Source organism: Pararhizobium sp., from assembly GCF_965279435.1.
Lineage (GTDB): Bacteria > Pseudomonadota > Alphaproteobacteria > Rhizobiales > Rhizobiaceae > Pararhizobium.
On the sequence record NZ_CBDIHY010000003.1, the window covers coordinates 3,100,570 to 3,112,850 of the forward strand.

General features: G+C 59.4%; 10 protein-coding genes. All 10 read left to right on the plus strand.

Annotated elements, in window-relative coordinates:
• Positions 1-29 precede the first annotated feature (29 nt).
• The 10 genes from nuoG (at position 30) to ACQY8Q_RS20800 (ending at position 12,267) form a co-directional block, all read left to right on the plus strand.
• A complete protein-coding gene (gene nuoG / locus ACQY8Q_RS20755; protein ID WP_428428288.1) occupies positions 30-2,111 on the plus strand; it encodes an NADH-quinone oxidoreductase subunit NuoG in 2,082 nt (693 codons plus the stop codon).
• A 21-nt stretch (positions 2,112-2,132) separates the two neighbouring features.
• The gene (gene nuoH / locus ACQY8Q_RS20760; RefSeq protein WP_428428289.1) at positions 2,133-3,176 is read left to right on the plus strand and encodes an NADH-quinone oxidoreductase subunit NuoH; all 1,044 of its coding nucleotides are present in this window, start codon (positions 2,133-2,135) and stop codon (positions 3,174-3,176) included.
• A gap of 64 nt (positions 3,177-3,240) precedes the next feature.
• Positions 3,241-3,732 (plus strand): NADH-quinone oxidoreductase subunit NuoI, encoded by a 492-nt coding sequence (gene nuoI, locus ACQY8Q_RS20765; protein WP_428428290.1) that lies wholly within the window; start codon positions 3,241-3,243, stop codon positions 3,730-3,732.
• Between the two features lie 140 nt (positions 3,733-3,872).
• Positions 3,873-4,487 (plus strand): NADH-quinone oxidoreductase subunit J, encoded by a 615-nt coding sequence (locus ACQY8Q_RS20770; protein WP_428428291.1) that lies wholly within the window; start codon positions 3,873-3,875, stop codon positions 4,485-4,487.
• A 27-nt stretch (positions 4,488-4,514) separates the two neighbouring features.
• Positions 4,515-4,823, plus strand: a complete 309-nt coding sequence (nuoK, locus tag ACQY8Q_RS20775) for an NADH-quinone oxidoreductase subunit NuoK (RefSeq protein WP_318417772.1) — start codon at positions 4,515-4,517, stop codon at positions 4,821-4,823.
• 7 nt (positions 4,824-4,830) lie between these two features.
• The gene (gene nuoL, locus ACQY8Q_RS20780) at positions 4,831-6,828 is read left to right on the plus strand and encodes an NADH-quinone oxidoreductase subunit L (RefSeq protein WP_428428292.1); all 1,998 of its coding nucleotides are present in this window, start codon (positions 4,831-4,833) and stop codon (positions 6,826-6,828) included.
• Positions 6,828-8,339: an NADH-quinone oxidoreductase subunit M gene (locus tag ACQY8Q_RS20785; RefSeq protein ID WP_428428293.1), complete on the plus strand. Its 1,512-nt coding sequence runs from the start codon at positions 6,828-6,830 to the stop codon at positions 8,337-8,339. The genes nuoL and ACQY8Q_RS20785 overlap by 1 nt, the downstream gene beginning before the upstream one ends.
• A gap of 18 nt (positions 8,340-8,357) precedes the next feature.
• Complete coding sequence (gene nuoN / locus ACQY8Q_RS20790) at positions 8,358-9,800, plus strand: NADH-quinone oxidoreductase subunit NuoN (protein ID WP_428428294.1); 1,443 nt, start codon at positions 8,358-8,360, stop codon at positions 9,798-9,800.
• Positions 9,797-10,564, plus strand: a complete 768-nt coding sequence (locus ACQY8Q_RS20795) for a biotin--[acetyl-CoA-carboxylase] ligase (protein ID WP_428428295.1) — start codon at positions 9,797-9,799, stop codon at positions 10,562-10,564. Before nuoN ends, ACQY8Q_RS20795 begins: the two co-directional genes overlap by 4 nt.
• 35 nt (positions 10,565-10,599) lie before the next feature.
• A complete protein-coding gene (locus tag ACQY8Q_RS20800) occupies positions 10,600-12,267 on the plus strand; it encodes a ribonuclease J (RefSeq protein WP_428428296.1) in 1,668 nt (555 codons plus the stop codon).
• Positions 12,268-12,281 lie beyond the last annotated feature (14 nt).

Genomic DNA, 12,281 nt, shown 5'->3' on the forward strand with positions numbered 1-12,281 from the left:
GGTGAACGAAAGACAGGATTGAGACTAAGATGGCAAAGCTGAAAGTCGACGGAAAAGAGATCGAGGTCCCGGATCATTTCACGCTGCTTCAGGCGTGCGAAGAAGCCGGCGCCGAAGTTCCGCGCTTCTGTTTCCATGAGCGGCTGTCAGTCGCCGGAAACTGCCGCATGTGTCTGATCGAGGTGAAGGGAGGGCCGCCGAAACCGGCAGCCTCCTGCGCCATGGGCGTGCGCGACCTGCGTCCCGGCCCGAACGGCGAAACACCGGAAGTCTTCACGACCACGCCAATGGTCAAGAAGGCCCGCGAAGGCGTGATGGAATTCCTGTTGATCAATCATCCGCTCGATTGCCCGATCTGCGACCAGGGCGGCGAATGCGATCTGCAGGATCAGGCAATGGCCTTCGGTGTCGATTCGACCCGTTACAACGAGAACAAGCGCGCCGTCGAAGACAAATATATCGGCCCGCTGGTCAAGACCGTGATGAACCGCTGCATTCACTGCACGCGCTGCGTCCGTTTCACCACCGAAGTCGCGGGCATTGCCGAACTCGGCCTGATCGGCCGTGGCGAAGATGCCGAGATCACCACCTATCTCGAACAAGCGATGACGTCTGAGCTTCAGGGCAATGTCGTTGATCTCTGCCCGGTTGGTGCTCTGACCTCCAAGCCATACGCGTTCAACGCCCGTCCGTGGGAACTCGGCAAGACCGAATCGATCGACGTCATGGATGCCGTCGGCTCGGCAATCCGCGTCGATACGCGTGGCCGCGAAGTCATGCGCGTCATGCCGCGTGTCAATGAAGAGATCAATGAAGAATGGATCTCCGACAAGACCCGCTTCATCTGGGATGGCCTGAAGACCCAGCGTCTCGACCGCCCCTACGTGAAGAAGGACGGCCGTCTGCAGCCTGCCAGCTGGAACGAAGCCTTCGCCGCCATCGAGGGCGCAGTGGCCAAGACCAGCGGCGACAAGATCGGCGCAATCGCCGGCGATCTGGCGTCCGTTGAAGAAATGTTCGCGCTGAAGGCGCTGATCTCCTCGCTCGGCTCGACCAACATCGATTGCCGCCAGGATGGCGCAGCCCTCGATCCGTCGTTCGGCCGCGCAAGCTATCTGTTCAACCCGACGATCCAGGGCATCGAAAACGCAGACGCGCTGTTGATCATTGGATCGAACCCGCGCTTTGAAGCATCGGTTCTCAACGCCCGTATCCGCAAGCGGTTCCGGATGGCGAATTTCCCGATCGGCGTGATCGGCGAGCAAGCGGAACTGCGCTACTCTTATGAGTATCTCGGCGCAGGCACGGATTCGCTGGCCGAACTCGTCGCTGGCAAGGGCAAGTTCCTCAGCGTGCTGAAGAAGGCAGAGCGTCCGATGATCATCATCGGTCAGGGCGCAATCTCCGGCGGTAATGGCGCTTCGGTTCTGGCTGCAGCCGCCAAGCTCGCAGGTGCCGTTGGTGCCGTCACTGCCGACTGGAATGGTTTTGCTGTTCTCCACACGGCCGCTTCGCGTGTCGGTGGTCTCGATCTCGGCTTGGTGCCGGGTGAGGGGGGCAAGTCTGCCGCTGAAATGTTGACAGGAACAGACGTGTTGTTCCTGCTCGGCGCCGACGAAATGGATTTCTCCGGCAAGACCGCCGGCTTCACCGTCTATATCGGCTCGCATGGCGACGAAGGTGCACACGGCGCCGATGTCATTCTGCCGGGCGCGACCTATACCGAAAAGTCCGGCCTTTGGGTCAATACCGAAGGCCGCGTTCAGATGGGCAACCGCGCCGGCTTCGCACCGGGCGACGCCCGCGAGGATTGGGCGATCATTCGCGCGCTGTCCGATGTGCTTGGCAAGAAGCTGCCGTTTGATTCGCTTAGTGAATTGCGCGGGAAACTCTACACGGCACACCCGCATTTCGCCGCGATCGACATGATCGAGGCGGGCGCAAGCGGTGAAATTGCCGCACTTGCACAAAAAGCCGGTGAGATGGGCAAATCGGTGTTTGCGTCTCCGGTCAAAGACTTCTATTTGACGAACCCGATAGCACGCGCATCCGCCGTCATGGCCGAATGTTCGGCTTTGGCACGCAACAACTTCAAAGCTGCGGCGGAATGAGCGCGAAGGAATAAGACGAAAATGGACGCTTTCATTTCGACCTATGTCTGGCCAACGGCCATCATGATCGGCCAGTCGCTGCTGCTTCTGGTCGCGCTTTTGGTCTTCATCGCCTACGTTCTGCTGGCCGACCGCAAGATCTGGGCAGCGGTGCAGATGCGCCGTGGACCGAATGTGGTAGGCCCGTGGGGACTTTTCCAGTCCTTCGCCGATCTTTTGAAGTTCGTCTTCAAGGAGCCGGTCATTCCGGCCGGTTCGAACAAGATCCTTTTCTTGCTCGCACCGCTGGTTTCCGTGACGTTGGCGCTCGCAGCCTGGGCGGTTATCCCGCTCAACGCCAACTGGGTGATGGCCAATATCAATGTCGGCATCCTCTATGTCTTCGCCATCTCCTCGCTTGAGGTTTACGGCGTCATCATCGGCGGCTGGGCATCGAACTCCAAATATCCATTTCTTTCGGCGCTGCGCTCCGCAGCTCAGATGGTCTCCTATGAAGTCTCGATCGGCTTCGTCATCGTTACCGTGCTGCTCTGCGCCGGTTCGCTGAACCTGACCGATATCGTCAATTCGCAGCGCGATGGCCTCGGTACGATGATGGGCCTGCCTGGTTCGTTCCTTGACTGGTACTGGCTGCCGCTGTTCCCGATGTTCATCATCTTCTTCATCTCGGCGCTGGCTGAAACCAACCGTCCGCCCTTCGATCTCGTTGAAGCGGAATCGGAACTGGTCGCCGGCTTCATGGTCGAATACGGCTCGACCCCGTACATGATGTTCATGCTCGGCGAATACGCCGCCATCTGCCTGATGTGCGCGCTGACGACGATTCTTTTCCTCGGCGGCTGGCTGCCTCCGGTCGATGTGTGGTTCCTCAACTGGGTTCCGGGCATCATCTGGTTCATCCTGAAGTCTTCGATGGTGTTCTTCATGTTCGCCATGGTGAAAGCCTTCGTGCCGCGCTATCGCTACGACCAGTTGATGCGTCTCGGCTGGAAGGTCTTTCTTCCGCTGTCGCTCGCCATGGTCTTCATTGTTGCAGTCACGCTGAAACTGGTGGTGTGGGCCTGATGTTTACCCCCCGTTTCGCAATATCAGCCGGCGCCTCCCAGGCCGGCATGTTTGGAGGTTGATGATGGCAGGTCTGTCGCAAGCCGTCAGTTCGCTGTTCCTCAAGGAATTCGTCAACGCGTTTTTCCTGTCGATGCGCTATTTCTTCGCGCCGAAGGCAACGCTGAACTATCCGTTTGAAAAGGGGCCGATCAGCCCGCGCTTCCGTGGCGAACATGCCCTGCGCCGTTATCCGAACGGCGAAGAGCGTTGCATCGCCTGCAAGCTTTGCGAAGCGATCTGTCCTGCCCAGGCGATCACCATCGAAGCTGGCCCGCGGCGCAACGATGGTACCCGCCGCACGGTCCGTTACGACATCGACATGGTGAAGTGCATCTATTGCGGTTTCTGCCAGGAAGCCTGTCCGGTAGACGCGATCGTCGAGGGCCCGAACTTCGAGTTCGCCACCGAGACGCGCGAAGAGCTCTACTACGACAAGGACCGGCTGCTTTCGAACGGCGACCGTTGGGAGCGCGAAATTGCCCGCAACATCGCAATAGACTCGCCGTACCGCTGAGACTTTGCATGGGGACTGCGCCTGCCGTTTGAGGCGGGCGTTACACTGATCTTGGGCGTGGCCGGCATGAACCGGTGCGCCAGTGGGAAGGATGGCCTCGCTGCCATGCCTACCCGGGGAAGACGAAAAAGGCACCGATCATGGGTCTGCAGGCTCTTTTTTTCTATCTTTTTTCATTCGTCGCGGTTGCGTCGGCGTTCATGGTGATTTCTGCGCGGAACCCTGTTTATTCCGTGCTGTTCCTGATCCTGACGTTCTTCAACGCCGCCGGCCTGTTTCTTCTGACGGGCGCCGAGTTTTTGGCGATGATCCTGCTGGTCGTTTATATCGGCGCGGTCGCGGTTCTCTTCCTCTTCGTGGTGATGATGCTCGACATCGACTTCACGCAGCTGAGGTCGGGCGTGCTTGAATATGCGCCGGTCGGCGCGCTGATCGGCCTGATTCTGGCAGCCGAGCTGATCATCGTGGTCGGCGGCAGCTCTTTCTCGCCGGAAATTGCCAAGTCGATCTCGATGCCGATCCCGGCAATCACCGATCGAACCAACACGGCCGCACTCGGCGACGTGCTCTACACGCACTACGTCTACTTCTTCCAGATTGCCGGCCTGGTTCTTCTGGTCGCCATGATCGGCGCCATCGTTCTGACGCTGCGCCATCGCGACAACATCAAGCGCCAGGATATTCCCACACAGGTTGCCCGTTCGCCCAAGACCGCTGTTGAAGTGGTCAAGGTGAAGTCGGGGCAGGGCCTTTAAGACGGACGCGAGGTCAAGGAACACATTATGGAAATCGGTATTTCCCACTATCTGACCGTCAGCGCCATCCTGTTCATACTGGGCGTCTTCGGCATCTTCCTCAACCGGAAGAACGTCATCATCATTCTGATGTCGGTGGAACTCATTCTGCTGGCGGTCAACATCAACATGGTCGCGTTCTCGCACTTCCTGAACGACATCACCGGCCAGGTGTTCGCCCTGTTCATTCTGACTGTGGCGGCTGCGGAAGCTGCTATCGGTCTTGCAATTCTCGTCGTCTTCTACCGTAACCGCGGCTCCATCGCCGTGGAAGACGTCAACATGATGAAGGGCTGAGCGGCCAATGAATACGATTATTCAAGCCATCGTCTTCCTGCCGCTGATCGGCTTCCTGGTCGCGGGCCTGTTCGGCACCTCGATCGGCGCCAAGGCTTCGGAATACGTCACTACCGGCTTCATGATTATTGTCGCTGTCCTGTCCTGGGTCGTGTTCTTCCACGTCGCGCTCGGCGAGACGGAGCTGATCAAGATTACCGTGATGCGTTGGATCCAGTCCGGCAGCTTCGATGCCGAGTGGGCTTTCCGCGTTGATACGCTGACGGCCGTCATGTTCGTCGTCGTCAACACGGTATCCTGCCTTGTTCACCTTTATTCGATCGGCTACATGCATCACGATCCGCATCGGCCGCGCTTCTTTGCCTATCTGTCGCTGTTTACCTTTGCCATGCTGATGCTGGTGACGTCCGACAACCTGCTGCAGATGTTCTTCGGCTGGGAGGGGGTGGGCCTCGCGTCCTATCTGTTGATCGGCTTCTGGTACAAGAAGCCGTCGGCATCGGCTGCCGCGATGAAGGCTTTCATCGTCAACCGCGTCGGTGACTTCGGTTTTGCGCTCGGCATTTTCGGCGTCTTCTACCTGTTCGGTTCGATCAGTTTTGAGACTATCTTTGCCGCCGCTGCCAGCTATCTGCCGGCCGAAGGCGCTGCCGACGCCAGCCAAGTCGTCATCAAGCTGTTTGGCATGCAGCTCGACAAGGCCGATGCCATTACCGGCGTCTGCCTGCTGCTGTTCATGGGCGCAATGGGCAAGTCGGCGCAGTTCCTGCTGCACACCTGGCTTCCGGACGCCATGGAAGGCCCGACACCTGTCTCGGCTCTGATCCACGCTGCGACCATGGTCACGGCCGGCGTCTTCCTCGTTGCCCGCATGTCGCCACTGTTCGAGCTGTCGCAGACGGCTCTGATGGTCGTTACCGTCATTGGCGCGATCACCGCATTCTTTGCGGCGACCGTCGGCCTCGTCCAGAACGACATCAAGCGCGTCATCGCCTATTCGACCTGCTCGCAGCTCGGCTACATGTTCGTGGCGCTCGGTACAGGGGCCTATGGCGCTGCCATCTTCCACCTGTTCACGCACGCGTTCTTCAAGGCATTGCTGTTCCTTTGCGCCGGCTCGGTCATCCATGCCGTTGATGGCGAACAGGACATGCGCCACATGGGCGGCCTGCGTCCGCACATCAAGGTGACCTTCACCATGATGCTGATCGGCACCTTGGCGATCACTGGCGTTGGCATTCCGTTTACCTCGTTTGGTTTCGCCGGCTTCTTCTCCAAGGACGTGATCATCGAGGCGGCGTATGCGTCGCATTCCTCGGTTGGCGGTTTCGCCTTCACGCTTCTGGTCATTGCAGCGTTGTTCACGAGCTTCTACTCGTGGCGCCTGATGTTCCTGACGTTCTTCGGCAAGCCGCGCGCTTCGCACGAGGTCATGCATCACGTGCACGAATCGCCGCAGGTCATGCTGGTTCCGCTTTACATCCTGGCTTTCGGCGCTGTGGTTGCCGGTTTCCTCGGTGAGGGATACTTCTACGGCTATGAATATGCCGAATTCTGGCAGGGCGCGCTGTTTACCGGAGCAGAAAACAAGCTGCTGGAAGAATTCCATCACGTTCCGGCTTGGGTTGCTCTGAGCCCGTTCATTGCCATGCTCCTCGGTTTCGTCACGGCATGGTACATGTATATCCGCTCGCCGGAGACGCCGAAGTACTTGGCCGAGCAGCATCGCGGTCTTTACCAGTTCCTGCTCAACAAGTGGTATTTCGACGAACTCTACGACTTCCTGTTTGTTCGTCCTGCCAAGCGCATCGGCACCTTCCTGTGGAAGGAAGGCGACGGCCGGATCATCGACGGCTATGGCCCGAACGGCATTGCCGCCCGCGTCATGGACGTGACTGACCGGGTCGTTCGCCTGCAGACCGGTTACCTCTATCACTACGCCTTCGTGATGCTCATCGGCATCGCGGCGCTTGTTACCTGGATGATGCTCGGGAGCTCCTTCTGATGACCGATTGGCCCATTCTCTCCGCGGTCACCTTCCTGCCGCTGGTCGGCGTTGCTCTTCTGCTTCTGACGCGTGAAGACAGCGCCTCCGGCCGCCGCAATATCCTGAACATCTCGCTGTTGACGACGGTCGTGACCTTCCTGCTATCCTGCTGGATCTGGTGGAGCTTCGATAATTCGAACCCCGGCTTCCAGATGGTCGAGAAGCACGCTTGGCTCGGCACTGGCATCTCCTACCATCTTGGCATCGACGGCATTTCCATGCTGTTCGTGGTGCTGTCGGCTTTCCTGATGCCGTTCTGCGTCGTCGCCAGCTGGCTCTCGGTCGAAAAGCGCCTGAAGCAGTACATGATTGCCTTCCTTCTGTTGGAAGTGTTCATGATCGGCGTCTTCGTGTCGCTCGATATCGTGCTGTTCTACGTGTTCTTCGAAGCTGGCCTGATCCCGATGTTCATCATCATCGGCGTCTGGGGCGGCAAGGAGCGCGTCTACGCTGCCTACAAGTTCTTCCTCTACACGCTGCTCGGCTCGGTGCTGATGCTGCTCGCCATCATGGCGATGTACTGGCAGGCCGGCACGACCGACATTGCAGAACTGCTCGCCTATCAGTTCCCGGCGCAGATGCAGACTTGGCTATGGTTGGCCTTCTTCGCCTCGTTTGCGGTGAAGATGCCGATGTGGCCGGTCCATACCTGGCTTCCCGACGCGCACGTTCAGGCGCCCACGGCGGGTTCGGTCATCCTGGCTGGCGTTCTCCTGAAGCTCGGCGGCTACGGCTTCCTGCGCTTCTCGCTGCCGATGTTCCCGCTTGCGTCTGAATATTTCGCGCCCTTCGTCTTCACGCTGTCGGTCGTCGCGATCATCTACACATCGCTGGTTGCGATGATGCAGTCCGACATCAAGAAGCTGATTGCCTATTCGTCGGTTGCCCACATGGGCTATGTGACCATCGGTATCTTTGCTGCCAATGCTCAAGGCGTGCAGGGCGCGATCTTCCAGATGCTGTCGCACGGTCTGGTATCCGGCGCGCTCTTCCTCTGTGTCGGCGTGGTCTACGACCGCACCCACACCCGCGAGATCAGCGCCTATGGCGGTCTCGTCAACAACATGCCGAAATATGCGGTCGCCTTCATGATCTTTACCATGGCGAACGTCGGCCTGCCGGGCACCTCCGGCTTCGTCGGTGAAATCACCGTGCTGCTTGGTGCTTTCCGGGCCAACACCTGGGTTGCGTTCTTCGCCACCACCGGCGTTATTCTGTCGGCGTGTTATGCTCTGTGGCTCTATCGCCGGGTGATCTTCGGGACACTCGACAAGGACAGCCTGAAATCGCTGCTGGATCTCTCCGGCCGTGAAAAAGCGCTGCTCTATCCGCTGATCGTGCTGACCATCTTCTTCGGCGTCTATCCGGCTCCGGTCTTCGATGCGACGGCAGCTTCGGTCGACATGCTTATCAACAACTACACTGCGGCCGTGCAGGCAGCGCATGACGTTGCGCTTTCGGCGAAATGACGACAGGACGGGATTGAAATGACGACTGAAACATTCCTGCTGAGCCTGCACCTGTCGACCCCGGAGCTGATCCTTGCGGTCGGCGCCATGGTGTTGTTGATGATCGGTGTCTTTTCCGGCGAGAAATCGTCCGGTCTGGTCACCGCTCTCGCCGTCGGCCTGCTCGCCGTATCCGGTGTCTGGCTGGTCTGGCAGACCGGCGACGGTCAGGCCTACAACGGCGCCTTCCTGTCTGATCCGTTTGCCAAGTTCATGAAGGTGCTGACTCTGTTCGGGTCCATCGTGGCGCTGATCATGTCGGCGGGCGAGGCGCGTTCGAGCGGCATCGACCGGTTCGAATTCCCCGTTCTGATCGTGCTGGCCACGCTCGGCATGCTGTTGATGATTTCGGCCAACGATCTGATTTCGGTCTATCTGGCGCTCGAACTGCAGTCGCTGGCGCTCTATGTCGTTGCCGCGATGAACCGCGACAATCTGCGTTCGACGGAAGCGGGCCTCAAGTATTTCGTGCTCGGCGCGCTGTCGTCCGGCATGCTGCTCTATGGCATGTCGCTGGTCTATGGCTTCACCGGCCATACCGGTTTTGACGGTATCGCCGCAGCACTGTCGGCAGAAGGCCGTTCGCTCGGCCTGGTCTTCGGTCTGGTCTTCATTCTTGCTGGCGTCGCCTTCAAGATTTCCGCCGTTCCGTTCCACATGTGGACGCCGGACGTTTATGAAGGCGCACCGACACCGGTCACCGCCTTCTTTGCGGCGGCTCCGAAGGTTGCCGCGATGGCCATGCTGATCCGTCTGGTCATCTCGCCGTTCGAGCCGATCGTCACGGATTGGCAGCAGATCGTCGTCTTCATCTCGATTGCCTCGATGCTGCTCGGCTCGTTTGCCGCCATCGGCCAGAAGAACATCAAGCGACTGATGGCCTATTCGTCGATCGGTCACATGGGCTATGCGCTCGTCGGCCTGTCCAGCGGCTCGATGGCCGGTGTGCGCGGCGTGCTGATCTATATGCTGGTCTATGTGGTGATGACGCTCGGCACCTTTGCCTGCATCATGGCGATGAAGCGCAAGGACGGCAATCACGTCGAAAGCGTCGATGATCTTGCTGGCCTGTCGCAGACCAACCCGTTCATGGCGACGGTCCTGACCGTGATGATGTTTTCGCTCGCTGGCATTCCGCCGCTCGCCGGCTTCTTTGCCAAGTACTTCGTGTTCATGGCGGCAATCGAAGCGCATCTCTATGCTCTGGCGATCATCGGTGTTCTCGCCTCCGTCGTTGGTGCCTACTACTATCTGCGCGTCATCAAGCTGATGTGGTTCGATGACGCCAAGGACGAGTTTGCACGGCCTTCCGGCGTGCTGCGTCTGGTCTACGGCCTCTCCGGTCTGTTCGTTCTTGCCTATGTTCTGATCGGTGGACCGATCGGCACCGCGGCCGAAGTTGCAGCGCGGACGTTCTTTTGACAGAACAGGGCCGGATCGGCAGAGTTTCGCTCGATGATTTCCGGCATACAGCGCTTGGCGATGTCGGATCGACGAATACAGAATGCCTGATCCGGGCGCGTGCGGGTGATTCGGGACTTCACTGGATCACCGCAGCGCGGCAAGTCTCCGGCCGTGGCCGGCGTGGCCGCAGCTGGGCATCGGAACCGGGCAATCTCTATGCCTCGCTGCTTCTGATCGATCCGGCACCGATGGAGAAATTGCAATCGCTGCCGCTGGCAGTCGCTGTTGCGGTGCATCGGGCAATCCAGGCCGTGATGCCGGCAGGGTCCAATGCGGTCTCGATCAAATGGCCGAACGATATTCTGATTGCGGGTAAAAAGTGCTGCGGTATCCTGCTGGAAGGCGAGGCAATACCGGACGGGCATCATGCACTGGTCATCGGCTGCGGCATCAATGTTGCGCTGGCGCCGGATCATGGGCTCTATCCCGTCACCAGCCTGCACGCGGAAGGTGCCGCCGTTTCGCCGGACGAGCTTTTTGCCCATCTGTTCCGCTCCATGAGCGATGCGTTGAACATTTGGAACCGCGGCGACGGCATCGCAGAGATTATTGCACAATGGCGGTCCGCAGCAGGCGGTATAGGCCAGAAGATTACAGTCAACCTGCCGGATCGCTCGCTTTCCGGCCGGTTTGAAGGCATAGATGAAGACGGCCGGCTGATGCTCGATCTTGGAGCAGGCGCGGTTCAACGCATCGCCGCAGGCGATGTATTTTTTGGATAGACCCCATTTCGGGTGACATAAGGCGCAATCAATCAATGAGCAAACAAGACGAACTCGTCTTCCTGCCGCTAGGCGGAGTGGGGGAAATCGGCATGAACCTGGCCCTTTACGGCTATGGTTCGCCCGCCCACCGCCAGTGGATCATGGTCGATTGCGGCGTGACCTTCCCGGGTCTTGATCTGCCCGGCGTCGATCTGGTGCTTCCCGATATCCGGTTCCTTGCCGAAGAGCGCAAGAATCTCAAGGGCATCATTATCACCCATGCTCATGAAGACCATTACGGCGCGCTGGCCGATCTTTGGCCGGGCCTCAACGTGCCGGTCTATGCCTCGCCGTTCACTGCCGGCATGCTCGAAGCCAAGCGCTCCTATGAGCGCAGCCGTGCGCAGGTGCCGATCACCATCTTCAAGGAAGGCGACCGCATCAATGTCGGTCCGTTCGAGATCGAAGCCGTCGGCGTCAATCACTCGATCCCCGAGCCGATGTCGCTGGTCATCCGCACGCCGCTCGGCAATGTCGTCCACACCGGCGACTGGAAGATCGACCACGCACCGTCGCTCGGCCCGTTCACCGACGAGGCGCGGTTCCGCGCTGTCGGCGACGAGGGCGTTCTGGCGCTGATGTGCGACAGCACCAATGCCATGCGCGATGGTGTCTCTCCTTCGGAAGAAGAAGTGTCGACCAGCCTCACCAAGATCATCGAGAATGCCAAGGGCCGCGTGGCGATCACCACCTTTTCGTCCAATGTCGGCCGCATCCGCTCGATTGCCAAGGCGTCGGCTGCTGCCGGCCGCGAAGTGCTGCTTCTCGGCAGCTCGATGAAGCGCGTCTGCGACGTTGCCCGCGATGTCGGCTTGATGGAAGGTCTGAACCCGTTCATCGCCGAAGACGAATTCGGCTATATCCCGCGCGACAAGGTCGTGGTGATCCTGACCGGCAGCCAGGGTGAATCCCGCGCTGCACTCGCCAAGATCTCGCGTGACGAAATGCGCAACGTTGCGCTGACGGCCGGCGATACCGTGGTGTTTTCCTCGCGCGCCATTCCCGGTAACGAGAAGGCGATCAACGACATCAAGAATGGCCTGGTCGAACAGGGCATCCATATCATCACCGATAACGAAGCGCTGGTCCACGTTTCCGGCCATCCCCGCCGCAACGAGCTGCAGCAGATGTATGAGTGGACGCGCCCGCAGATGCTGGTGCCGGTGCATGGCGAAGCAGCCCACTTGACTGCACAGGCCGAACTTGGCCTGCAGTCCGGCATCAAGACCGTTCCGCGTGTCCGAAATGGTGATATTCTCCGTCTGGCGCCGGGACCGGCGACCGTCATCGGCGAAGCGCCGCACGGCCGCATCTACAAGGACGGCAGCCTGATCGGCGATTTCGAGGAGATGGGCATCGGCGATCGCCGCAAGCTGTCCTTTGCCGGTCATGTTGCGGTCAATGTTATTCTGGACGCCCGTTACGATTTCGCGGCCGACCCGATCGTCGTTCCGATCGGCCTGCCCGAGTTCGATGATGAAGGCGAAGACATGAATGATACGCTCTATGACGCGGTTCTGGGCGCTGTCGAAAGCATCCCGCGCGGCAAGCGCAAGGATATCGCCATGGTCACGGAAGCAGTACGCCGGGCCATTCGCGGTACGGCCAACGACGTCTGGGGCAAGAAGCCTGTCGTTACCGTGTTCATCAACAAGCTCTGATAGCCGGGATCAGA